Origin of the sequence: Paenibacillus paeoniae (assembly GCF_003388735.1) — a bacterium.
Lineage (GTDB): Bacteria > Bacillota > Bacilli > Paenibacillales > Paenibacillaceae > Pristimantibacillus > Pristimantibacillus paeoniae.
Map to the genome: position 1 here is coordinate 388,805 of NZ_QUBQ01000003.1, position 24,975 is coordinate 413,779.

Below are 24,975 nucleotides of genomic sequence, written 5' to 3' on the forward strand. Positions count from 1 at the left end.
TTAAAACTAGGGCATTTAGAGTGCTTACTGAAGGGGATAGCATCTGCAACTTAGTCTGTTATATAGATAATGAAGAGTAATTGGTTATACGATGTTTACGCCTGCGCTACCATAACCTGCAACTGTATTAATAAGTGTTAATCCGGCAGCAGTCGCGGAGAAGGCGAGCAGAAGGCGGGTCTGAGCTGTTACTGGAATATTCAAACCTGTTATTATGGCGTTGCTCGTGGTGCCTAGGGCTAAGATGCCAGTTAAAGGCGGAGCCAACGATACATTCGTCCCAGCGATCGGACTGAATATATTGTCTGGCGTCGTTGAACTGTAAAGCTGTGCATGAATAGTTACTGTACTGCCAATCAAACTGAGAGCTATTGTCGTACTGAAATAAGCAGCGATAGATGTGATAACTCCATCACGAGGAACGGAGAAGGCGAAGTTCAAGAGGGTGCCGGCAGCGCCGGTAAGATCTATCGTTGCGCCGAGAACGCTTAAAGTCGGAGCGCTTGCTCCAAATCCGACTAATCCACCGGTGCCGGCAAGTCCGCCGAGTATAGTGGTCAAGACGAGCGGTATTCCAGAAGCAAATGGAATTATAGCTCCGCTGCCCGTCGCACCAGTTGCACCAGTCGAACCAGTCGAACCAGTAGCACCCGTCGCACCCGTCACGCCAGTAGCACCAACATCACCAGTCGGTCCGGTCGCACCTGTAACGCCGGTAACACCGGTCGAACCAGTCGCACCCGTCGCACCCGTCACGCCAGTAGCACCAACATCACCTGTTGGTCCGGTCGCACCTGTAACGCCGGTAACACCGGTCGAACCAGTCGCACCCGTCGCACCCGTCACGCCAGTAGCACCAGCATCACCAGTCGGTCCGGTCGCACCTGTAACGCCAGTAGCACCGGTCGAACCAGTAGCACCCGTCGCACCCGTCACGCCAGTAGCACCAGCATCACCAGTCGGTCCGGTAGCACCTGTAACGCCCGTCGCACCGGTCGAACCAGTAGCACCCGTCGCACCCGTCGCACCCGTCACGCCAGTAGCACCAGCATCACCAGTCGGTCCGGTAGCACCTGTAACGCCAGTCACACCGGTCGAACCAGTAGCACCCGTCGCACCCGTCACGCCAGTAGCACCAACATCGCCTGTCGGTCCGGTAGCGCCTGTCACACCGGTCGCACCTGTAACGCCAGTAGCACCGACATCACCAGTCGGTCCGGTAGCGCCTGTCACACCGGTCGCACCCGTCACGCCAGTAGCACCAATATCACCAGTCGGTCCGGTCGCACCTGTAACGCCGGTCGCACCGGTTGCGCCCGTCGCACTAGTGGCACCCGTCGCTCCCGTAGCACCAGTATCACCGGTTGCTCCAGTAGCTCCTGTCACACCCGTAGCACCAGTATCACTAGTTGCACCCGTAGCGCCCGTAGCGCCCGTAGCGCCAGTCGCACCCGTCACGCCTGTAGTACCTGTAACGCCCGTAGCACCCGTAGCACCTGTAGCACTAGTGGCACCCGTAGTACCCGTAGCGCCCGTTGTGCCAGTCGCACCCGTAGCCCCCGTCAGGCCAGTAGCTCCAGTCGCACCCACAGTTCCCGTCGCACCAGTTGCTCCAGTAGCACCGGGGTCACCAGTCGTACCTGTAGCCCCCGTATTACCCGTCGCTCCAGTCGCACCCGCAGTTCCTGTCGCACCAGTTGCTCCAGTAGCACCGGGATCACCAGGATCACCAGTCGTACCTGTAGCCCCTGTAGCCCCTGTATTACCCATAGCTCCCGTAGCACCAGTCGCTCCTCTGCGACCTCTTTTGCCTCTATCACCGTCATGGCCCTTTTTACCGCGCGGGCCTCTAGGTCCTGTCGGTCCAGTAGGTCCGACAGGATCTCTGTGACAACGAGCACCGTCGAGAAAGAGTAGATCTTCCTCTTTTAATTTCTTTTCTTTTTTCTTGCCGCCGTTGGAAGATTCTTTAGAGTGAATGGATAGTGTAAGGTTTGTCCGGTTTTTCGTAATTCTAATTGATTTCTTATTGCTAGATGGATATTCCAATTTAAACACCTCCCTGTCTTATTCGTATCCTATGTGAGAGTGATAGATTATGTATGTGTGTTTAACATCTGAGTGCCTTTATATTAGAAATTGTGCCAATGTACGCCCCATGGGGTAGTTTAAATTCAGCTAGTTTTCAATAAGATCATTCAGTTAAAACCGACTCTGAAATCTGTTTCTTCTATAAAATAGGATTTAAAGAATAGGGAAGGAGATATGTCAGCATCAATATGAATAGGATGCAGGAATAGGTAAAATGAAAGTGTTCCTACAAATGAAACGAAGGATTAACACAAAGAAACAGACCAAGCCTGTAACTTGGTCTGTTATATAATGGTGGGTCGTTAACGGTTATACGATGTTTACGCCTGCGCTGCCATAACCTGCAACTGTATTAATAAGCGATATTCCGGTAGCAGTCGCGGAGAAGACGAGAAGAAGGCGAGTTTGAGCCGTTACTGGAATATTCAGGCCTGTTAGTATGGCGTTGCTTGTGGTACCTAGGGCTAACAAGCCAGTTAAAGGCGGAGCCAACGTTACATTCGTTCCAGCGATCGGACTGAATATATTGTCTGGCGTCGTTGAACTGTAAAGCTGTGCTTGAACAGTTATCGTACTGCCAATCAAATTTAGAGCCAAAGTCGTGCTGAAATACGCGGCGATGGATGTGATAACCCCGTCTCGAGGAACGGAGAAGGCGAAGTTCAAGAGGGTGCCGGCAGCGCCGGTAAGATCTATCGTTGCACCGAGAATGCTTAAAGTCGGAGCGCTTGCTCCAAATCCGACTAATCCACCAGTGCCGGCAAGCCCGCCGAGTATAGTGGTCAAGACGAGTGGTATTCCGGAAGCAAATGGGATGATAGCTCCGCTGCCAGTCGTCCCTGTAGATCCTGTCGCACCTGTTCCCCCGGTTGCACCCGTAGCGCCAGTCACGCCGGTTACCCCTGTAGCACCAGTTGCTCCAGTGTCACCAGTTACACCCGTAGCACCCGTACCGGCAGCACCCGTAGCACCAGTCACACCGGTAACCCCAGTCGCCCCGGTTGCGCCAGTCACACCCGTAGCACCCGTACCTGTCGCACCCGTAGCGCCGGTCGCCCCTGTGCCCCCAGTCGCCCCGGTTGCGCCAGTATCGCCAGTCACACCCGTAGCACCCGTACCTGTCGCACCCGTAGCGCCGGTCGCCCCTGTGCCCCCAGTCGCCCCGGTTGCGCCAGTATCGCCAGTCACACCAGTTGCACCCGTACCTGTAGCACCCGTAGCGCCAGTCGCCCCTGTGTCCCCAGTCGCTCCGGTTGCACCCGTAGCTCCTGTAACACCAGTCGCCCCAGTCGCACCTGTATTACCAGTTGTTCCAGTGGCTCCAGTATCACCAGTCGTTCCTGTAGCGCCAGTTACGCCTATACCCGTAGCTCCTGTGGAGCCAGTTGCTCCCGTAATCCCTGTACTTCCTATAGGTCCTTGTGCTCCTTGAGGTCCTTGAGGTCCTGCAGGTCCTTGAGGTCCGGCCGGACCTTGCTGGCCGGCTACACCTTGAGGTCCTTGTGGACCAACAGGTCCTTGATTTCCCGCAGCCCCAGTAGCTCCGGTCACTCCCGCAGCCCCAGTCGTTCCTGTTGCCCCAGTTACGCCAGTTGCTCCGGAAGGACCTGCGATGCCTTGAGGCCCTTGAGCTCCCTGTGGACCGGCAACGCCTTGAGGTCCCTGTGGTCCTTGAGGTCCCTGTGGCCCCTGCTGTCCGGGATCGCCTTGTGTTCCTTGAGGCCCTTGAGGTCCGACAGCTCCTTGAGCTCCTTGTGGACCCTGAGGACCTACCGGGCCTTGTGAGCCTGTTGTACCAGTTGCGCCCGTTGCGCCCGTTGCTCCGGGAGGACCTCCTGATGGACCGGTGGCCCCTGTAGCCCCCGTGGCCCCTGGAGTTCCAGGGGAACCTGGAGTCCCTGGAGCACCTGGAGTCCCTGGAGCACCTGGTGCCCCTGGAGCTCCCGGAGTCCCAGGAGTTCCTTGAGGACCTTGAGTTCCTTGAGGACCTTGAGGACCAGTGGCTCCGTCACGGCCACGCTTGCCTCGATCGCCATCATCCCCTTTTTTGCCGCGCTCACCTTCGGGGCCCTGCGGTCCTATTGGACCTATCGGGCCTCTGTGCTCGCAATGCTCATTGCAATGATGGTCACACTGATGATGTTCATGACGGTGATGAGGACGGTGTCTGCGTCTTGTGCCCGAGATGTAGATCCGTTTTCTCTTCGCAGCAACTATTTTCTTATGTCTTTTCGGATAGTTGCCGCTATTGGACGTTTTGATTTTTAACGTTTGTTTTTTGGCTGAACGTTTGCGGTAACGACGATTGGACTCGTTCAGTTGAAGCACCTCCTAGGTGTTTTATTTATACTACGGGCTAATGTGGAGGTTTGCTTGGGTGCGGGGAGGTGCAGGCGTAGGCATTAACCTATTTTTCGGAAAATGGGCGCTTAGAACAAGGTTGACAACTTGATATGAGAATGGTTATCATTTAATTGATAATAATTATCAACAAATAGCCGGATAAATAGGTATGCGTAACCGAATGAGATGAAACATCCCTTGTTTAGTACGCGGAAAGGTGTTTAAATCAATGCAGACGGGAACTACACAGCCATGGAATTGGCTTTTATTCCCATTCTCCGCTGTGACGGCAGGGCCTTATGGCGTGTTCGCTGCTACGGTCGGGCATGGTGTATATTCGATTGATGTTGAATCCGAGTGGGATAAGCTTGGTGCGGGCTTACCTGATACGACCGGTATTCATCGACTTCAACTTCATCAGGAGCTGCTGCATGCTTGTACGAACAGCGGTCTGTATGAATGGAATGGGGAGTCATGGGAACAGGATGGGTTAACGCTGCCTTGCTATCAGTATCGGAGGCTTGGAGGTGCATGTTATGCCTCGACGTCAGACGGGCTTTGGATTCGGACAGGAGCGAAGTGGGGCCAGCTCTCATGCGAAGGGAAACACGCATATGATTTTATTAGTCTCCCGCAATATGTCATTGTCGGACATGATACAGGCATATCCTTATATGATCGTTTCATGGATGAGTGGGTGAATTTCGAATTGCAGCGGAGGATTACCAGTCTTGCCGTCTATCGGGGACATCTGATCGGAGCGACCGATCAGGGAGAGCTAGTGGTGGGCGATAAGAAAGGGCGGTTCGATCGGATTCAATTTGGCAAAAAGATCATTTATTCTATTGTCGCGAAGCGGGGCGGAATCTATGTGTGTACAGATCAAGGTCTGTTCAAGCTTGTGTACATAGCGGATCGTCTGGTGCTATTATCAGTCAAGTTAGGTTTTCCGGTTACGGATATCGACATTATGGACGATCATATTTATATGGCGACGATGTTCAACGGGATTCAGACCGTATCGCTATAACACTCCATCCATATAAGCTGGTATCGAACTCGAGCTTTCGTATTCGATGCCAGATAAGGGCCTTGATTCTGCGATGAACCATCGTTAGAAACCAAGGTTCTTTTTGCTGGATGGACAGGGACGGAACTTGTAAGCAATTAGAGTATGGACAAACGATCTGCACTTCAAGTAACATGGCAGTATTCAAGGGAATTCATGCAGTTATGTATTAGGGAGAGGGATCAGCTTGTCAGAAGATTTATTGCTAACGTTTCGTTCACCGCCTCTGCCTTTTTTTGTAGAGTCGAACCGAATTACTTATAGACCCGGCGAGGAGCATCCCAATCGAACGAATTTGGGAGTTTTTGATCTGTTGTTCGTGAATGAGGGAACGCTTTATGTCGCCGAGGAAAACTATAAATGGATATTGAAGCCGGGAGACGTACTCATTTTGAGGCCGGATCGCTGGCATTATTCTTTCCGTCCATGCGATGAAGAGACTATATTCGATTGGGTTCACTTCCAGACCGTTGGCGCATGGGAGGAGACCGAAGACAATCAACCCGGCAGCATTCTGGGAGATTATTATACGTATGCCATCCGTCTGCCCAAGAAGATGAAGCTGAATTATCCGGATGAAGCCAAGCTTATCTTCTCTCAGCTTCATGAAGCTGCGAAAAGCTCTTCGCACGGAGCATTCTGGGATCGGCAGCAGCGCTTTCTGCATCTGCTTCAAATGCTCGATGAAGGCTGGCGCTCAGATGCGGCCAAAGCGGCTGTATCGGTAGCCGAGAGAGCAGCGGCCTATTTGAAACTGAATTATCGGACCTCCATCAGCAATACGATGCTGAGCGAGGTGCTTGATCTTCATACGAACTATATCACGCGTTGCATGTCGGAAGTGTTTGGCTGTACACCGCAGCAATATTTGCTTTATTATCGCCTTGACCAAGCAAAATTGCTGCTAATCAAGACCGATTGGACGATTGCGAGAGTAGCGGAGGAGACGGGCTTCCGACAAACTCCGCATTTCTCCCGTCTGTTCGCATCAAATACTGGAATGCCTCCGCTGAAGTTCCGGAAACGATTTACGACCTAAACGATTACTATCGATAAATAATTCTAACCGCTTAAAAATCGTTTAAAAAACTCGCATGCATAATTTTCCTCCAACCTACAAAAACTGGATTCAACTACGAGGCCAAGAGGCTAAAGGAGCGATCCAGCGATGATTGAACGGTTTTCGTTGACGGCGGATGTGAGTGAGATTGTAGAGCGGTTTGGAATCAAAAAAGTGGTGGTTGGACATACGAATCGGTTCAACGTAGCGCCGACTCAGAACGTGTCCATTATAATGAACGACCGGCACGACACACGCGTGCTGCAGGAAGCGAGATGGGGATTGTTTCCGTTCTGGGCCAAAGATTCGGTGAACGCTGACTATGCGGCTTTGCCGAATAAGCCATTCCTGCATCGGATGATGAAGCGCCAGCGCTGCGTCATTCCATGCAGCGGATTTTATGGACAGAAGATCTTCGGCAAGGAGCGGGAGCCGAGAGCGATGCATACGGTTCTGCCCGGTCATACCGTGCTTGGCATAGCTGGCATGTATGATTGCTGGCGTCATTCAAGCGGCAAAGAAGTACGTGCTTTCACCATGCTGACAGCAGCAACCAGCGGATCGATGTCCGTCTGGCAGTCAAGTCTGCCGATCGTACTGGACGAGGAAGGCATCGAGGATTGGCTGAATCCCAAGCAGACGGAATTCAGCAAGCTGCGCAAGCATATGGAAGCGCCCGAGAGCTACTTGCTCCGTTCTTATCCCGTTACGAACGCCGTTCATGATGAATGGTACGAAGCGCCTGATTGCATAAGAGAAATCGTGTTGCCTGACTTCGCATAATGGAGCGATAAGATAAGCTGGTTCTGAACAGATTTCAATCTGTCGGGATCAGCTTTTTTGGTGAATCGACTAATCTCGAAGGATAGGATATCTCTAATTATTTCCTATTCGTTCATAATATCCCTTATAATAGAGGGAGCTGAACTTTTTGCCGCAAATTCAATGAGAATAGATGCAGAGAGGGTGAAGCCGTTGGACATGATTTTTACGGTTGATCTGGAAGACTGGTTTTGCAGCCCGGAGTTGTCACTTGCCGATTGGAAGCGCTATCCGTTCAGGTTGGAGAAGCCAACGCATCTGCTGCTTGATATGCTAGACGAAAAGAATGCGAAAGGCACGTTTTTTGTATTGGGCTGGATAGCGGAGCATAAGCCTGAGCTGGTGAAGGAGATTCATCGTCGAGGTCATGAGATTGCGTCCCATGGCTATGCGCATCGGCTGGTCTATAAGCAATCACGGCTTGAATTCAAGAAGGATATCCGACATTCAAAATCCTTATTGGAGCAACTGACCGGCTCTGAGGTTCGCGGATACCGAGCGCCATGCTTTTCCATGACGGAATGGGGGCTGGATCTGCTGGAGGAAGAAGGCTTCAACTATGATTCCAGCTTAATGCCCAACTCGTTCGCAGAGGAATCGAGTGGGCTAGGGGGATATACCAATCCAGGTTCCCCATTTCGAATAAAAGAGGGACTGATTGAATATCCGTTGCCGGCGCATAGAATCGGGAGCTTCCATATCCCGTGGGCAGGCGGGGGGTATTACCGATTATATCCCTATGAAATGTTCCGCTATGGCGCAAAGTCATGGATGAAGCATCATCGTTACTTTTTGTTCTATATTCATCCTTATGACTTGGATAAAGAGCAGCCGCGCATCTTCCAGTCGACGTGGACCAGTAGCATCAGAAGATATTACGGGCTGGGCGGGACGCATCGGAAAATCGAACGGATGTTAACCGATTATGACTGCACGTCAATAGAGCATTACGAGCATCAAGCTGTAGGCAGGGTCCAACATGGGTGACCGGTCAGAGCGGTTGATGGACAAGCAGCCTTATGAAGGAGTAGGAGAGATATTCCGGGAGTTTGATCTCTTGGCAGGAATGGCTTATTTGTTCGCCAGCGAATCGGGCATTCGTTTGTCGGGAGCAGAGGGGAATAGAAATTCTGCACAGGATAGACTTATGGAACAAGGATGGGTATCACCAACTGGAAGATTAATAGACACGCAGCTTGCTTACAGCTGTTACGAATATTATCGTCAAATGTACCGCCAGGAACCTCTTGATCTATTGTTAATAGAAGAGGCTTCAGGAAGACGCAGAATTGTGGATATTTGCTGCGGCGGGGGCGCTACGATCTTTGCTTTGCTGAAGGCTGAGCGGCGGGAGCGGGTATGTGGAATTGACGCTGCTAGCGAGCCAATTGAGCTGTTGCAGACGCTGCTGGAGACAGAAGGTTGTGATGTACGGGGGAGTACGAGCGCCGCAGGTACGGCAGTTTATAGGATGAACGACGCAGCAGGCGGACAGCAAATCGACACACATATCGGCGACATTCACCAACTGCCTTGGAGGGAAGCTAGCTTTGATATGGCAATATGCCGGGCTTCGCTGCACTATTTGAACGTGAAGAGGGCAATTGGTGAGATGCATCGTGTGCTTGAACCTGGAGGGAGATTGTTTTTGCTCGTGCATGGTTCGGGTTATCCGCTGGATTACTTGATTCATAGGCGAGGGATATGGAGTAGGAAGACGATAGTGTACGCTCTTCGGAAATGGAGGGCGGCATGGGGTGGAGGTCATGCTCCGGTCCATTCGAAAGGACGTTATTTGAGCCGGAAGCAAGTGGAGAACCTTTTAACGGATAATGGGTTTGGACATATACGCTATTACACAGACAAGAATCGTATGATAGGGGGAAGATTCCCTGTTTATTTTGCTATTGCAGCGGAGAAGATGGGGTGAATGACTGTAACTAGGTTAAGAGAGTAGGCTGATAGAAACAAGAAAACCTCCGAACTATTCGGAGGTTTTCTTGTTGATTCTTTAGCGAAAGGAGCTTGCTTTAGCGCGTACTAGCTCTTCCGGTTAGTTGGCCTGCTGGTTGGTCCGAAGCACTTCGGAAGTGAGCAATGGCACGACTTCGAACAAATCGCCGACGATGCCATAATCCGCGATGCTGAAGATCGGAGCGTCGGCGTCCTTGTTAATGGCGACGATGGTGCGGGACTGGCTCATGCCCGCAAGATGCTGAATCGCGCCGCTGATGCCGCAGGCGATATACAATTGCGGCGTCACGACTTTGCCCGTTTGCCCAATCTGGAGGGCATAGTCGCAGTAGCCAGCGTCGCAAGCGGCGCGGGACGCGCCTACCGCGCCGCCGAACGCAGCGGCGAGCGCCTGTAGCGGCTCGAAGCCCGCCGCGCTGCGCACGCCTCGTCCGCCCGATACGACGACGTCGGCCTCGGCGAGATCAAGCTGTCCGCCGGCGCGGCGCAGCAAGCCTCGCACGGCGGTCCACAGCTGCGGCGGCGCGTACGTCAGCGCCTGTACCGAGCCGCCGCTTCTGCCGCCGGCATCTTGGGGCTCTGCCGGCGGAAGATTGTTCGGGCGCACCGTGACGACCCACGGGTGCCCCGGCAGGAAGCTGCGCCGCTCGAACGCCTTGCCGGCGTAGAGCGGGCGAATGAAGCCGACGTCACCGCCATCCTCGAATGGCTCGATGGCGGTGACGTCGGCGATGTGGCCGGCGCCATAGGCCGCGGCCACCCGGGGCGCGAGCTCGCGCCCCGCAGCGGTATGGCCGAGCAGCAGCGCGTCCGGCCTGACCGCATCCATGGCTGCGCGCAGCACGGCGAGGTACGCCTCGGGCGCGTAATCTTGAAGGGTGGGATCGTCGGCGATATGCACGACATCCGCCCCTCTGGCTTGGAGCGCGGCGGCGTCCTCCGCCGCGCCGCCGCTTCCGGCGAGGACGGCGTGCACTGAGCCGCCCTCGCCCGCGAGGCGCCTGGCTGCGCCGAGCGCCTCAAAGGCGACGCGGCGCAGCAATCCGTCGCGCCGCTCGGCATAAACTAGTATCGTTCTGGACATGCGATACAGCTCCTTTCACATCTGGAATAGGCGTTGGGGGGTCTAATTTCAGCTCTTACAGAACTTTCGCTTCCGTGCGCAGCAGCTCTACCAATCCCTTGGCCTGCTCCTCTGGAGATCCGGCAAGCTGCTTGCCAGTAGCGCGCGGCGGAGGAGGGGAGAGTGCGGCCCTCTGCGTGCGCGAAGAACCCCTTGCACCTGTACCTAGTCCCAACTCCGACAGCGTAACGGTGCGCAGCGGCTTGCGCTTGGCCTTCATAATGCCCGGCAGGGACGGATAGCGGGGCTCGTTCAATCCCTGCTGGGCGGTAATAAGCGCGGGAAGAGGGATGGCGACCGTCTCGGTGTCGCCTTCCGCATCTCGTTCGATCAGCGCGTATTGCGCCGCTTGTACGGAATTGGTCAGCCCGAGTTCCGCAGCTGTACCCAGCGTCAGCTTCACCGCTGCGGAAGCATGCGGCAGGCCCAGACGCTCGGCCACCTGTAATGCGACGCTGCCGGAGCCGCTGTCTACGGCGAAGAGTCCCGCCAGCAGCAGATCGGGGGACAGGGGGCTGATGACCGCCGCTAACGCTTCCGCGACTGCATAGCTGTCGTCTCCCAATCCTTCGTTGTCCAGCCGGACTGCTTCATCCGCGCCGACGGCAAGCGCCGTCCGCAGCGCCTCCTGCGCCCGTTCCGTTCCGCAGGTGACGACGATAACCTCGCCGCCTAGTTTCTCTTTCAACTGAATGGCTTCTTCCAGCGCATATTCGTCATAAGGATTAATGACGAACTTGGCCTCGCGCTCGTCTACGCCTTGTGGCGTGACGATTATTTTTTCCTCAGTGTCGAAGGTTTGCTTGAGCAACACGACTATTTTAGGCAAAGTAGCTTCCCTCCCGGTCGTTCAAAAGTAGGGCCCTGCGTAAGACCAACAAGTATTGTCCATCAGTGCTACCTTATGACGTATGGGGGATGAATAGACCGCCGGGCATTCATCGCTCCGAAGCATGTTCATCGGATGCCGTTCATATACTTGGAGCACCGCGGCCATTTTTGAAAGCGCTTTATAAGCTTGTCCGACCAATCCGGAGGACGGCCATAGCCGGTGAGGCTGGGGCAATACGGGAGACGGGGAGGGCTGTGCGAATGACAGGGATATGGGGGACGCTGGCTGCCGGCGCAGACGTGACGCGCGGGTTGGCTGCGCCGCTTACGGCCGATACGGCTGCGCTACTACTGGCAGGTTATCCAGACGTCATCAGGTGGGGGAGGTGGATTTTGTTTGCGGCGCTGACAGGGAGCGCAGTATGGATGTTCGCCGCTGTCGTGCTTCGCCGTATCGGATATATGCGGCTTGGAGAGCCGGCGGTGTTCGAGCGGCACAAGCCTGTGGGACACAAGGGCATTGCGGGCGAGGTGCTCGCTCATCGCAGACTGCTGAACGATGTTCGCAGCGGCGTTATGCATCTCGTCTATTTCTACGGCTTCATCATGCTTCAATTTGGAGCGCTTGATCTGATTTGGAAAGGGCTGAGCGGAGGCAAGCCGCTGCCTTTGCCGTATTACGGCGCGTTCTCTTTGATACAAGAGATTACGGTTGCACTGGTGCTCGCGGCTGTGCTGTACGGGGCATACCGCCGTTACGGCGAGAAGCTGACTCGGCTGAAGCGGGGATGGAAACCGTCGCTGGTCATGTGGTTTATCGGTACGCTTATGCTGACAGTGCTGCTGTCTCTGGCCTTTGAGCGGCTGGCGGCGGGAGCGGAGGAGTCGGTGGCAGCTCCCTTCGCGCCTATCAGCGAGTCGGTCTCTCAACTGCTGCTGATGCTTGGTGTACAGGAGAAAAGCGTACTGGCCATGGCCGGGTTCGAGCTGTTCTGGTGGCTGCACTTGCTGGTCCTGCTCGGCTTTCTGGTCTATGTGCCGCAATCGAAACACTTTCATCTGCTAACCGCTCCAGTCAATTTGTGGTTCAGGCGGAATGAACCGCCGGGACGTCTGATCCCGCTTGATCTGGAGAATGAGGAAGCGGAGTCATTCGGCGCCGGGAAGATTGAGGATTTCAACCAGAAGCAGCTGCTTGATCTGTATGCATGCGTCGAATGCGGGCGCTGCACGAATGTGTGTCCGGCGGCAAGCACAGGGAAGCTGCTTTCGCCCATGCATCTTATTGTGAAGCTGAGAGATCATTTGACGGAGAAGGGAGCTGCCCTTACTTCCAAATCGCCATGGCTTCCAGCCGGATTATGGCCCGGCAAAGGAGCGGGCGGCGGGGCGCATGTGATGGGCGCGGTTATGCCAGCTTGGGAGGCGGCGACCGGGGAAGGCGAGGAGTCGCAGTATCGTACCGATATTGGGCCGACGATGGCGGTACAGGGCGCGGCATGGGCCAAGCGGGAAGGCGCGGGTCCGGTTGAGCTGGAGCTGATCGGGGATGTCATCACCGAGGATGAGCTGTGGTCCTGCACGACCTGTCGCAATTGCGAGGATCAATGTCCGGTAGGCAACGAGCACGTAGACAAAATTATCGAGATGCGGAGATACCTGGTGCTGATGGAGGGACGCATGCCGTCCGACGGCCAGCGCGCATTGCAGAACATCGAACGCCAGAGCAATCCATGGGGGCTTCCACGCGCGGAGCGGGCAGCCTGGATTGAGGAGTGCGAGCGCAAGACAGGCATTCGAGTAGATACGATGAGCGAACGCAAGTCGCAGGGCCGGATGCCGGCGGTGCTGCTGTGGGCCGGTTCCATGGGATCGTACGATACGCGCAGCAGACGCGTGCTGTTCGATCTGGTCCGCTTGCTTGCGGCGGCAGGCGTAGACTTCGGGACGCTGGGTCATGAGGAGCGCAGCTCAGGAGATACCGCCCGCCGCATTGGCAACGAGCTGCTGTTCCAGGAGCTGTGTCGTGACAATATTGCCGTGCTCGCGAAGTACGGCGTCAAGCATATCGTCACGGCTTGCCCCCATACGTACAACACCTTCAAGAACGAATATCCAGACTTCGGACTGCGGGGGGATGTGCGCGTTACGCATCATACCGAGCTGTTGGCGGAGCTGCTGTCGAAGGGCAGGCTTACACCAAAATTCGCTGTGGAGGAACGCGTGACGGTGCATGATTCCTGTTATCTCGGAAGGTACAACGATACGTATGAAGCGCCAAGAGCTGTATTGAAAGCTATTCCCGGCTTGTTCATCGAGGAGATGGAGCGTTCGGGCAAAAACGGCATGTGCTGCGGAGCGGGCGGCGGCTTGATGTGGATGGAGGAGCATGCCGGGACGCGGGTTAATTATGCGCGGACTGCGCAAGCGCTTGCTGTTAAGCCTTCTGTGATCAGCTCAGCCTGTCCATATTGTCTGACGATGATGGAGGATGGCCTGAAGTCGCTGCAGGAAGGAGAAAAAGTCATCGCGCGCGATGTAGCGGAATTGCTCGCTGACAGCGTGTTCGGGTAGTGCCAGCAAGCGGGATAACGCAGCTGGATTCTAAAAACGTGAGGTGAGGCGATACGATGACCAACCAACAGACCCGTACAAAAAATGCGGGTTCCATTCGCAATGCGGCCGTCATCGGCTCCGGCGTGATGGGAGCGGGAATTGCCGCGCATTTGGCGAACGCCGGCATGAACGTCTTGCTGCTTGACGTCGTGCCGAAGAAGCTGACCGAAGCGGAGGAGAAGAAGGGACTTGCGCTAACTGATACCATCGTGCGCAATCGATTGTCTGCCGCGGCGGTAGCCAAAATGGCGAAGGCGCAGCCGGCCCAGCTGTATGATAGCGCATGGGTGAAGCGTGTGACGCCAGGCAATCTGACCGACCATCTGACCCATTTAGGCGATGTGGATTGGATCGTCGAGGTGGTTGTGGAGCGGCTCGACATCAAGCAGGAAATTCTCGCCGCCATCGAGTCGGCAAGGCGTCCCGGCACGCTGGTCAGCACGAATACGTCGGGGTTGTCGGTCGCGGCGATGGCGGAAGGAAGGAGCCTGGAGTTCAGGCGGCATTTCGCCGCTACGCATTTCTTCAACCCGCCGCGTTATATGAAGCTGGTGGAGGTCGTTCCGACGGACGATACGGACCCGGAGACAATCGATCTGCTGACAGAGCTATGCGAGAAGCGGCTGGGCAAAGGCGTAGTGCTCGCGAAGGATACGCCGAATTTCATCGCCAACCGGATCGGCTCCTACGGCATGATGGTGACACTGGCCGCTACGGAGACCTACGGTCTTACGGTAGAAGAGGCCGATGCCCTGACGGGACCGGCGCTCGGCAGGCCCAAGACCGCTACCTTCCGCATGCTGGATCTGGTCGGACTCGATACGCTCCTGCATGTCGTGGACAACGTACGGGAGAGAAGCGCAGATGATGAAGAGCGGGCGACCTTCGAGAGACCGGAGCTGCTGGCCAGGCTTGTATCGCTTGGCAGGCTCGGCGAGAAGACGGGCGCGGGTTTCTATCGCAAGCTGAAGGGCGAGGATGGCCGCAGCCGGATCGAGTCGCTACGACTGGATACGCTGGAGTATGGCGAACAGCGGCGCGTGTCATCTCCGGTCATCGATGCGGCCAAGTCGGCGAAGGGTGCAGCTGCTAAGGCTCGTGCGCTGCTTGCCGCCGACCCGGATCATAAGCATGCCCGGTTCGCATGGTCAACGTTGAAAAAGACGCTGCTGTATACAGCAGCCCAAGTCGGCGTTATAGCGGATTCCATTATAGAGATTGATCGGGCGATGCGCTGGGGCTTTAATTGGGAGCTGGGCCCCTTCGAGTTATGGGACGCGATTGGTCTGGAAGAGTCAGTCTCGCGAATGAAGCAGGAGGGCGATACGATTCCGGCTTGGGTAGAGGAATGGCTGGCCGAGGGACATACGAGCTTCTACCGCGTATCCGGCGAGAAGCGGTTCCATGCGACGAGGGGCGGCTTCACGGCAGAGAAGGAAGAAGAGGATGTGATCTCGCTGACGGCGCTGAAGTCTGCGGGACGCACTGTATTCTCCACGCCAGGCGCCAGCTTGATCGACCTTGGCGATGAGGTAGTCTGCCTGGAATTCCATTCGCAGAACAATGCCATTGGGGGCGAGGTGCTGACGGCAATCCGGCAATCGGTGCAGGAGGTGTCCCGCAACTGGCGCGGGCTGGTGCTGGCTAATGAAGGCCGGAACTTCTGTGTGGGCGCCAATCTCGTTCTGCTGCTTATGGAAGCGCAGAACGGCGAATGGGATGAAGTCGAGGAGATTATTCGCTTCTTCCAGGACAGCATGCTGCGGCTGAAACGGCTGGATCGTCCCGTTGTAGCCGCTCCTCATCGGATGACGCTCGGCGGCGGTGTGGAGGCATGCTTGCCGGCCGATCAGATTATTCTGTCGCCGGAGACTTACTTTGGACTGGTGGAGACAGGTGTTGGTCTTATTCCTGCAGGCGGGGGCTGCAAGGAAGCGTCGGCGCTGGCTGCCCAGCGGGCGTTGGCCGCATCGGGCGGACAAAGGGGAAGTGTAGATTTTCAGCAGCCGCTTAATGCGTTGTTTGAGACCATCGCTATGGCAAAGGCATCGACAAGCGGTCATGATGCGAAGCGGCTCGGACTGCTCCGTCCGCAGGATCGTGTCCTATCTAGACAGGATGCCCGCATATCGGAGGCTAAGCGGGCGGTGCTGGAGCTAGACCGTGCGGGTTATGCGGCCCCTCCGGAGGAGCGAATTGCCGTTGCCGGCAAGGAGGGCAAGGCGGTGCTGAAGATGGCAGTTGAGTCCATGCGCTTATCTGGACTAATCAGCGGGCACGATGCGCTTATCGGGGGCAAGCTTGCGCATGTGCTTGCCGGCGGAGATGTGAAGCAGGGATCGGAAGTAAGCGAGCAATACTTGCTTGATTTGGAATGCGAGGCGTTCCTTAGTCTGTGCGGAGAGCGCAAGACGCAGGAACGCATGAGTCATTTGCTTGCCACGGGCAAGCCGCTTCGCAATTGAGAGGGGGAGTGCGATGAGGGGGCAGGAGAGGTTTGAGCAGCATGAACGGGATGCCGTTATCGTATCGGCTGTCCGGACGGCGGTAGGGAAAGCATCGAAGGGAAGCCTGGCGGAGACGAGGGCGGAGGATTTGGGCAGAGCGGTCATCCAAGGGGCGCTGGAGCGGGTGCCGGGTCTTCCGAAGGAAGCCATTGAGGATGTAATTTTCGGTTGCGCGATGCCAGAGGGCGAGCAAGGGCTTAACGTGGCGCGGGTCATCTCGCTGTATGCGGGCTTGCCGGTGACGACGCCGGCTGTTACGGTGAACCGGTTCTGCGCGTCGGGGCTGCAGGCGATCGCTTATGCGGCGGAGCGGATCAGGCTTGGTGAAGCAGACGCGGTCATTGCTGGCGGCGTCGAGAGTATGAGTCATGTGCCCATGACCGGCTTCCGGCTGTCGCCGCATCCCGGTATTGTGGATGCGCTGCCGGAGGTGTATATGGGGATGGGGCATACAGCGGAGGAGGTTGCCCGCAGGTATGGCGTATCCAGAGAGCAGCAGGACGCCTTCGCCGCTGCCAGTCACCAGAAGGCGGCCACGGCGATCGCTGCCGGATTATTTCAGGCCGAGATTATACCCATTACGGCGAGCAGATCCGGCACGGATGATAATGGACGTCCCTGGCAGAAGACATTTACCTATACGATTGACGAAGGGGTAAGACCGGAGACGACGGTGCAGACGCTATCTACACTCAAGCCTTCTTTTGCTCGTGAGGGGACGGTTACAGCGGGCAACGCATCGCAAATGAGCGACGGGGCGGCGGCTGTCATCGTTATGAGTCGCAGTCGCGCGGAGGAGCTTGGTTTGAAGCCGCTCGCCGTGTTCCGCAGCTTTAGCGTAGCGGGGGTAGCACCGGAGATTATGGGCATCGGTCCGATCGAGGCAATCCCGAAGGCGCTACAGAAAGCGGGCATTACGAAGGAAGATGTGGATTTGTTCGAGTTGAACGAGGCGTTCGCTGCCCAGTGCGTGCCTATCATTCGCGAACTGGGGCTTAATCCAGAGCGGATCAATGTGAACGGAGGAGCGATTGCACTCGGTCACCCGCTCGGCTGTACGGGTACGAAGATGTCTGTGTCGCTTATTCATGAATTGGGGAGACGCGGAGGCGGAATTGGCGTTGTGACGATGTGCATCGGCGGCGGTATGGGAGCGGCAGGCGTGTTGGAAGTGTACGCAGGGCAGTAGAGACGAAGATCGGATGAAGACATGTACTTGACATTGCAAGCTATAGGGAGGGCATTGGCATGACGGATACGAGACGATTCGGCGGACGGTTCATCATTGAAGACAGCAAGCCGGAAGCGGTCGTGACGCCCGAGGACTTCACAGAAGAACAACGGTTGATGCATCATGCCGCCTCGCAGTTTCTGGAGACGGAGCTCGTTCCCAAGGATGCGGAAATCGAGGCTCTGAATTATGAGCTGACCGTGGAGCTGATGCGGAAGGCTGGAGATTTGGGCTTGCTTGGCGCGGACATCCCGGAGGCGTACGGCGGCATAGGGCTGGATAAGGTTAGCACAACCTTGTTGGCGGAGACGCTGGCGCGTTCTTCTTCCTTTGCGCTATCAGTAGGCGCGCATACGGGCATCGGGACGCTGCCGATCGTGTTTTTCGGAACGCCGGAGCAGAAGAGTAAGTATTTGCCGGACCTCGCTACGGGAACGAAGATCGCGGCTTACTGTCTGACGGAGCCCGCATCGGGCTCTGACGCGCTTGGAGCTCGGACGACGGCAAAGCTGTCGGGTGATGGGAAGCATTATATTCTGAACGGTTCCAAGCTGTATATTACGAACGCCGGCTTCGCCGATCTCTTTATCGTCTATGCGAAGGTGGATGGCGATAAGTTCACCGCTTTTATTGTCGAACGGGATACGCCGGGGTTCAGTGTCGGTCCTGAGGAGCATAAGATGGGCATTAAGGGATCATCAACCTGCCCGCTCTTCTTCGAGGATGTTGCCGTCCCCATTTCTCATGTGCTGGGGGAGGTTGGGAAGGGGCATCATATTGCCTTCAATATTTTGAACATTGGACGCTTCAAGCTGGGAGCCGCATGTCTCGGTTCGTCCAAGGAGACGATTGAGCTCGCTTCCGGTTATGCCAACACGCGTAAGCAATTCGGGCAGGCTATATCGGGCTTTCCCCTCATTGCCGCCAAGTTCGCGGACATGAATATTCGCACGTTTGCTCTGGAGAGTCTGCTCTATCGCACAGCCGGTTTTATCGACGACACGCTTAGACTGTCCGATGTGGAGGCGGGGGAGGAGGGCGAATCGTCAGCTGTCGATGAGGGTAGAAGAGCCGCCAAAGCAATAAGCGAATATGCGATCGAATGCTCGATGGTGAAAGTATTTGCTTCGGAGACGCTGGACGCCGTCGTCGATGAGGGGGTGCAGATTCACGGAGGATACGGGTACATCCGAGAATACAAGGTGGAGCGGATCTACCGGGATTCACGCATTAACCGGATATTCGAAGGCACGAACGAAATCAATCGCATGCTCATTCCGGGCACTCTGCTCAAGAAGGCGATGAAGGGTGAATTGCCGCTGCTCCAAAGCGCCCAGACGTTGCAGGGCGTGCTATTGCAGCCTATGCCGCTGCCGCTATTCACTGAGCCGCTGGAGAAGGAAGCTTACCGGGTTGGCCAAGCGAAAAAAACGTTCCTTGCCATCGGCGGGCTTGCCATTCAGAAGCTTGGCTTACGGCTGGAACAAGAGCAGGAGGTGCTTTGCGTATTAGCCGACCTGATGATACAGACATTCGCGATGGAGAGCGTCTTGCTGCGGACGCAGAAGATGCAGGGCAGGAACGGAAGCAGGAACGCGGAGCAAGCCGAGCTTGCGCAGACGATGACCGTGGTATTCATTCAGGAGGCTATGGAGAAGGTAGAAGGCCTTGCCAAAACTGCGCTGGCTGCTCTGGAGAGCGGAGATGGCTTGCAGATGCAGTTGTCCATCTTGAAGAAGCTGATGCGGGCACCGCTCGTCAATACGATCGCGCTGAAGAGGGAGATTGCGGCCAGAGTGATTCGAAGTGAGCAATATGTCGTGTAGAGGGGGAGAGGCAGCATGGAATCGCATAGACCTGAAGACCCGCTTGTACCCGCACAATCGCCAGTTGAGGAGGAGGTGGCCGGAGCCGAGGAGGAAGCACGCTCCGACGGGATTCCGGAGACCGCCTCCGCTATCGAATCAGAGCCTGCACAGCCAGCGGAAGATCCTGTGACAAATGTGGAAGACTCTGCGCAGGAGGTTGAAGTCGATTTGTCACAGGAGAAAAAGCAGACCGAGCCGATTACGGAAGACGCGGAGCTTGATCATAATGAAGCGCCGCAAGCGACGCATGAGTCGAAGGATGCGCATACTGAACATACGGAAGAGGGACGGGAACAGGAAATAGTTCAAGGCGAGGATGATCAGCAGGAGCTTGAGCCGGAGCTAAGCGATGCCGAGCAAGAGGAGCCTGCGGCGGAGGAGCAGCCGCTTGTACGACCATGGCTGAAGTATTATCCGGATGAAGTTCCAGCGACACTGACGTACCCGGACTGCAGCATAGCGGAGTTTCTGTCGGATGCGGCTAAGCGGTTCCCGGATCATGACGCGGTGTATTTCATGGGCAAAAGAGTGACTTATCGAGAAGTTCATGTCTCTGCAATTCGATTAGCCAAGGAGCTGACGGTGCGGGGAGTCGCCAAGGGAGACAGGGTTGCCATTATGCTTCCCAATTGCCCGCAGGCGGTAATCGCCTATTATGCCGTCCTATTCGCAGGAGCTGTAGTCGTGCAGACTAACCCTTTATATGTAGAGCGGGAGCTGGAGCATCAGTTGAAGGATAGCGGCGCGTCAGCGATCATTACGCTGGATCTCCTCTATGACCGATTGTCCCGCGTGCGCGGCGAAATTCCGGAGGAAGGCCCTATACCGGAGCTGAGACATATTATTGTGACGTCTCTCAAGGACGGATTGCCGTTTCCGAAAAGTATGCTGTACCCGATCAAGCAGCGGAAGGAGGGCTTTCGCTCCAATATCCCTTACGGGAAAGAGGGTGTTATCGCGTACCGCAGCTTGCTGAAGGGAACGGGACCTAACGTAAGCTTGCCGGAGCTGGGCAAAGGCGATGAGCTGGCGGCCCTGCAATATACGGGAGGCACAACGGGTACGCCTAAAGGAGTTATGCTGACGCATGCCAATTTTGTAGCGAATTCACTTCAGACCTCGGCTTGGTGTTACAAAGCGGAGGATGGCAAGGAGCGGTTTCTTGCGGCACTGCCGTTATTTCATGTTTTTGGGCTGACGGTCGCCATGAACATGTCCGTCTTGAAGGCAGGGACGCTCATCCTACTGCCCCGATTCGAGACGGAGACGGTTCTGAAGACGATAGCCGAGCGGAAGCCTACGATCTTCCCTGGAGCGCCTACGATGTATGTTGCCCTAATTAATCATCCCAATGCCTCCAAGTTCGACTTGTCTTCCATTAACGTCTGTATAAGCGGCTCTGCTGCACTGCCGCTGGAGGTGCAGGAGCAATTCGAGGCGCTTAGCGATGGGCGACTGATTGAGGGTTACGGCCTTACAGAGGCAACGCCGGTTACGCATGCCAATCCCATATGGGGGCATCGGAAGATCGGAACCATCGGCGTACCGTTCCCGGATACCGACGCCGCTATTATGGACCCTGTATCCGGCAAGCTGCTTCCTTCGGGAGAGCTCGGCGAGCTGATTATACGGGGGCCGCAAGTGATGAAGGGCTATTGGAGCCGCCCCAAGGATACGAAGGATGCGCTTCGCAACGGCTGGCTTCGAACGGGCGATCTCGCAACCATGGACGAAGACGGATATTTTACAATTATGGACCGGATTAAGGATGTTATTATTGCAAGCGGATTTAATATCTATCCGAGGGAGGTCGAGGAGGTGCTGTTCGAGCATCCTGCCGTGAGGGAAGCCGCGGTACTCGGCGTCAAGGACGAATATAGAGGGGAAACGGTGAAAGCTTATATCGTGCTGAAGGAGGGCTGGCAGGTGTCGCGCAGTCAGTTGGACCGCTGGTGCCGAGAACGACTTGCGGCTTTTAAGGTGCCACAATACTATGCGTTTAGGGAAACGCTTCCAAAAACGATGGTGGGCAAGGTGCTTAGGCGCAAGCTGGCCGAGGAGGATATGGAGTCGACCAATGTTTTGGGGGACGATAAGGAATGAAGGAGATGGATGAGAAGTGGTTTCACCAGCAAGCCGATGATGCCGGACAGCTGACTCGGCTAGCCGAACGTGCCCAAGAGACGTTCTGGGGATTGCTCGGCTGCGAAGTCGTCAAGGCGGACGGTCAAAAAGCAACGATTTGCTTGGATTTGATTCCATCCCATCTAAATTTGCTTGGCATCGTTCATGGCGGTGTGCTGATGTCGCTAATGGATAATGCCATGGGTTTGGTGGTGATGCTGGCTGAGACAACGGGTCGTGCAGTTACCGCTAATATGAACACACATTTTCTAGCCAGCACATCGAGCGGCTTGCTGCTGTGTGAAGCGGAATTATTGCATCGTTCGGGGAGAACGATCACGTTGCAAGCTGAAGTGAAAGATGAGGATGGGAAGCTGCTTGCTTGGGGGAGCGGGGCATATCGGCTCATTTAAAGGGTGTTACGAAGGAAATGGAAGTAACCATTATAAAGTTCCATTGGTTGCCAGGAATTTTTGAGTTCGATATAATTGAAGAAAATATTGGAAGTAATCTTGTGCAGTTTGTACATCAAGCGCAGGGCACAATGAACCGATATTAATGATAAATGAAAGGAGGGCGAGGAGATGGCGGAGGGCTGGATTACAACGGTGTTATTAGCATTCGGTATCGCGGTTGGTATCGTTGGCGTCGTGGCGTATTTGCGAATGCTGCGCAAGGAAAAAGGGGGAGCTTCAGTCCAACCGGATGCCGAATCCTCGCCTTCTGACGGTCTTTCTGGCGATCAACAATCCAAATCCGAAGGTGAATCCACAGGGGGAACGTAATTGTTCACTTTCCTATTCGCAGTCAAAATGATATAATAGTAAGAAAAGTGAAAACATTGTGACTCATTGGCCATGGAGTTGCCTGCACCGAAGGGGGTTCTTGCGGTGTAAGAGCCGCATACGTTCTCGGATATTGCTGTTTAGGACGACCATCCATCGTATAAGGGAGGAGATTTCATGGCGAAACATAGCCAGAATGAAGTCAAGGAAAGCCTGAAAGAACTTACGAGAATTTTCCAGCCTAAGGATCCGCGGAAATTTGTGAAGGATTATATTCGCAAATACCGCATCACAGGCGGGTATGAGGATGAGTTAACGTCTTTGGTGGAAGATGAACTGGGCAGAATCAACTCTTCGGTCGGATGAGATTAACATTTAGAGGCTTTGCTTACCCGAGGTTTGGGTGACGAAGCCTTTTTGTTTGCAAAAAAATGAATGTTTTATTGAGAATTGCTATCAGTTAAGGTATAGTTTAGATAATGATTATCATTACCGCAGAGATAAGCGTATCTATAGGCGCTATGGGAGGAAGATATGAACGAGCAGCAGGAGCTTTATGATGTGACGATTATCGGCGGAGGGCCCGCCGGATTATATACGGCTTTCTACAGCGGCATGAGGGAGATGAAGACCAAAATCATCGAGGCTCAGGATCAGCTAGGTGGCCGGATGCTGCTATATCCGGAGAAGATTGTGTGGGATGTTGGCGGTGTGCCTCCGATGCGTGCCGAGAAACTTCTGGAGCATATTATCCAGCAGGGCATGACTTTCGAGCCAACGCTCGTGATGGGTGAGCAAATTGTAGGAATGGATCGTCAGGAAGACGGGACGTTTGTGCTGACTGCAGCAAGCGGACAGCTGCATCATACGCGCTCTGTCATTATGGCCTGCGGCTACGGTATTCGAAAGCTGACGAAGCTTGAAATTGAAGGTGCGGACCGTTATGAGGTATCGAACCTGTACTATACAGTGCAAAATCTGGAGACCTTCCGCGGCCAACGGGTCTTGATCTCTGGCGGCGGGGACTCTGCGGTCGATTGGGCGAATGAATTGGTGAAGGTTGCAGCCAGCGTGACGGTTGTCCATCGCCGCGACACCTTCGGAGGTCTGGAGCGCAACGTAACCATGATGAAGGAGTCCTCGGCCGATGTTCGGACTTTACATGCCGTTAGTGCTCTACATAGTGCCGATGGGGAATCGATCGGGCAGGTGACCATTAAGCATGTGGAGACGGAGGAAGAGATTAAGCTGGATGTGGATGCGGTAATCGTCAACCACGGGATGAAGACAGATTTCGGACCGATTCGGGATTGGGGCTTCGATATGGGCGAATGGAAAGCGAATGTAAGCTCTAAGATGGAGACGAACATTCCCGGCATATTCGGAGCAGGTGACTTTGTAGGACACGAAAGCAAGGTTGGGCTGATTGCAGGAACGTTCACAGATGCGATTATTGCGCTGAATAGCGCCAAGGTTTATTTGGAGCCGGAAGCGACTCCTTATGCGTATGTGTCTTCTCATAACGATCGGTTCAAGGAGAAGAACAAGCAGCTTGAGGTGCATAGTTAGACTTGTCATTCGTTAAGTTCTGAAATCTTTCGCAGAATCGCCGCCATTGCCTTGCATGAGTTCTGGGTTCGTGGAATAGGGTAAAGCATAGACTCCCAATATCTGTTATCCACGACTAAGAAGGAGGTACGCACATGGCGGTGGAATTAAAGACCCGCGAACATATCAGAGGGATTCGCAAGGCGGGACGTATCGTTGCGTCATGCCACAAGGCATTGTCTCAGCGGCTTGCGCCCGGGGTGACGACAAGGGAGATTGATCGATTCGTTGAGCGGTTCATGCTGGATCGCGGAGCCACGCCCGCACAGAAGGGATACAAAGGCTATCCCTACGCCACTTGCGCATCCGTAAATGATGTTGTCTGTCACGGATTTCCCGATACGGAGCCGCTGGAATCCGGAGATGTGGTTACGATTGATATGGTAGCGGATGTGAACGGATGGAAGGCGGATTCCGCCTGGACGTATATTATTGGCAAGTCGACGACTGCAACGGAGAAGCTGCTGCGTGTGGCGAAACAAGCGATGCAAGACGGCATTAAGATGGCGCAGCCGGGCCATTATATCGGAGATATCGGGCATGCTGTCCAGGTGCGGGCAGAGCGGGAAGGCTACAATGTCGTGCGTATGTTCGTCGGTCACGGTATCGGACGTCAAATGCATGAGTATCCCAATGTGGAGCATTATGGTCCACCAGGCCAAGGCGTCAAGCTGGAGGAAGGCATGGTGCTGACAGTAGAGCCGATTATTACATCGGGACGTGCCGATGTCTACATCGCCCGCGACGGCTGGACAGCCCGAACGGTGGACGGCTCCTGGTCCGCCCAGTTCGAGCATACTATCGCGATTACAAAGGATGGACCGATTGTACTTACTCGATGGGACTAGTAAAAAAGGTGTAACGGTCAATTGAATGTTGAATAGCTGTCTCTTAAAAGAAAGAGCGCACCCTGCTGGGTGCGC

The 24,975-nt window shown here is 55.1% G+C and carries 19 protein-coding genes; 15 read left to right on the forward strand and 4 right to left on the reverse strand.

Features of this window, described 5'->3' with window-relative positions:
* Positions 1 to 84: 84 nt before the first annotated feature.
* Positions 85 to 2,049: an exosporium glycoprotein BclB-related protein gene (locus DX130_RS18015; protein WP_276310902.1), complete on the reverse strand. Its 1,965-nt coding sequence runs from the start codon at positions 2,047 to 2,049 to the stop codon at positions 85 to 87.
* Between the two features lie 351 nt (positions 2,050 to 2,400).
* Positions 2,401 to 4,419, reverse strand: coding sequence for an exosporium glycoprotein BclB-related protein (locus DX130_RS18020; protein WP_240644563.1), 2,019 nt, complete (start codon positions 4,417 to 4,419; stop codon positions 2,401 to 2,403).
* A gap of 244 nt (positions 4,420 to 4,663) precedes the next feature.
* Between DX130_RS18020 and DX130_RS18025 the strand changes: the two genes are divergently transcribed.
* The 5 genes from DX130_RS18025 (at position 4,664) to DX130_RS18045 (ending at position 9,315) form a co-directional block, all read left to right on the forward strand.
* The gene (locus DX130_RS18025; protein ID WP_116047709.1) at positions 4,664 to 5,464 is read left to right on the forward strand and encodes a hypothetical protein; all 801 of its coding nucleotides are present in this window, start codon (positions 4,664 to 4,666) and stop codon (positions 5,462 to 5,464) included.
* A gap of 226 nt (positions 5,465 to 5,690) precedes the next feature.
* Positions 5,691 to 6,542: a helix-turn-helix domain-containing protein gene (locus DX130_RS18030; RefSeq protein ID WP_116047711.1), complete on the forward strand. Its 852-nt coding sequence runs from the start codon at positions 5,691 to 5,693 to the stop codon at positions 6,540 to 6,542.
* A gap of 129 nt (positions 6,543 to 6,671) precedes the next feature.
* Positions 6,672 to 7,346, forward strand: coding sequence for an SOS response-associated peptidase (locus DX130_RS18035; RefSeq protein ID WP_116047712.1), 675 nt, complete (start codon positions 6,672 to 6,674; stop codon positions 7,344 to 7,346).
* Positions 7,347 to 7,544: 198 nt separating this feature from the next.
* Entirely contained in the window at positions 7,545 to 8,372 is an 828-nt protein-coding gene (locus tag DX130_RS18040) for a polysaccharide deacetylase family protein (protein ID WP_240644582.1), read from the forward strand.
* The gene (locus tag DX130_RS18045; protein WP_116047716.1) at positions 8,365 to 9,315 is read left to right on the forward strand and encodes a class I SAM-dependent methyltransferase; all 951 of its coding nucleotides are present in this window, start codon (positions 8,365 to 8,367) and stop codon (positions 9,313 to 9,315) included. Before DX130_RS18040 ends, DX130_RS18045 begins: the two co-directional genes overlap by 8 nt.
* A gap of 123 nt (positions 9,316 to 9,438) precedes the next feature.
* Here DX130_RS18045 and DX130_RS18050 read toward each other — a convergent pair whose 3' ends face one another.
* Together DX130_RS18050 and DX130_RS18055 are read right to left on the reverse strand one after the other, a co-directional pair.
* Complete coding sequence (locus DX130_RS18050) at positions 9,439 to 10,443, reverse strand: electron transfer flavoprotein subunit alpha/FixB family protein (RefSeq protein WP_116047718.1); 1,005 nt, start codon at positions 10,441 to 10,443, stop codon at positions 9,439 to 9,441.
* A gap of 55 nt (positions 10,444 to 10,498) precedes the next feature.
* Positions 10,499 to 11,311, reverse strand: a complete 813-nt coding sequence (locus DX130_RS18055) for an electron transfer flavoprotein subunit beta/FixA family protein (protein ID WP_116047719.1) — start codon at positions 11,309 to 11,311, stop codon at positions 10,499 to 10,501.
* A gap of 428 nt (positions 11,312 to 11,739) precedes the next feature.
* Between DX130_RS18055 and DX130_RS18060 the strand changes: the two genes are divergently transcribed.
* The 10 genes from DX130_RS18060 to map all read left to right on the forward strand — a co-directional run bounded on the left by DX130_RS18060 (position 11,740) and on the right by map (position 24,900).
* Positions 11,740 to 13,887, forward strand: coding sequence for a (Fe-S)-binding protein (locus DX130_RS18060; protein ID WP_240644583.1), 2,148 nt, complete (start codon positions 11,740 to 11,742; stop codon positions 13,885 to 13,887).
* Positions 13,888 to 13,943: 56 nt separating this feature from the next.
* On the forward strand, positions 13,944 to 16,394 hold the full coding sequence (locus tag DX130_RS18065; RefSeq protein WP_116047723.1) for a 3-hydroxyacyl-CoA dehydrogenase/enoyl-CoA hydratase family protein: 2,451 nt from the start codon (positions 13,944 to 13,946) through the stop codon (positions 16,392 to 16,394).
* 13 nt (positions 16,395 to 16,407) lie between these two features.
* Positions 16,408 to 17,625 carry an acetyl-CoA C-acyltransferase gene (locus tag DX130_RS18070; protein ID WP_116047724.1) on the forward strand — a complete coding sequence of 406 codons (1,218 nt, stop codon included), beginning with the start codon at positions 16,408 to 16,410 and terminating at the stop codon, positions 17,623 to 17,625.
* Between the two features lie 59 nt (positions 17,626 to 17,684).
* The gene (locus DX130_RS18075) at positions 17,685 to 19,493 is read left to right on the forward strand and encodes an acyl-CoA dehydrogenase family protein (protein ID WP_116047726.1); all 1,809 of its coding nucleotides are present in this window, start codon (positions 17,685 to 17,687) and stop codon (positions 19,491 to 19,493) included.
* 15 nt (positions 19,494 to 19,508) lie between these two features.
* Entirely contained in the window at positions 19,509 to 21,638 is a 2,130-nt protein-coding gene (locus tag DX130_RS18080) for a long-chain-fatty-acid--CoA ligase (protein ID WP_116047727.1), read from the forward strand.
* The gene (locus tag DX130_RS18085) at positions 21,635 to 22,072 is read left to right on the forward strand and encodes a PaaI family thioesterase (RefSeq protein ID WP_240644564.1); all 438 of its coding nucleotides are present in this window, start codon (positions 21,635 to 21,637) and stop codon (positions 22,070 to 22,072) included. The genes DX130_RS18080 and DX130_RS18085 overlap by 4 nt, the downstream gene beginning before the upstream one ends.
* Before the next feature lie 171 nt (positions 22,073 to 22,243).
* Positions 22,244 to 22,444, forward strand: coding sequence for a hypothetical protein (locus tag DX130_RS18090; protein WP_116047729.1), 201 nt, complete (start codon positions 22,244 to 22,246; stop codon positions 22,442 to 22,444).
* A gap of 177 nt (positions 22,445 to 22,621) precedes the next feature.
* Positions 22,622 to 22,810, forward strand: a complete 189-nt coding sequence (locus DX130_RS18095; protein ID WP_116047731.1) for a hypothetical protein — start codon at positions 22,622 to 22,624, stop codon at positions 22,808 to 22,810.
* Between the two features lie 168 nt (positions 22,811 to 22,978).
* Complete coding sequence (locus tag DX130_RS18100) at positions 22,979 to 24,013, forward strand: NAD(P)/FAD-dependent oxidoreductase (RefSeq protein ID WP_116047732.1); 1,035 nt, start codon at positions 22,979 to 22,981, stop codon at positions 24,011 to 24,013.
* A 134-nt stretch (positions 24,014 to 24,147) separates the two neighbouring features.
* Complete coding sequence (gene map / locus DX130_RS18105) at positions 24,148 to 24,900, forward strand: type I methionyl aminopeptidase (protein WP_116047734.1); 753 nt, start codon at positions 24,148 to 24,150, stop codon at positions 24,898 to 24,900.
* The last annotated feature ends 75 nt before the right edge of the window (positions 24,901 to 24,975 follow it).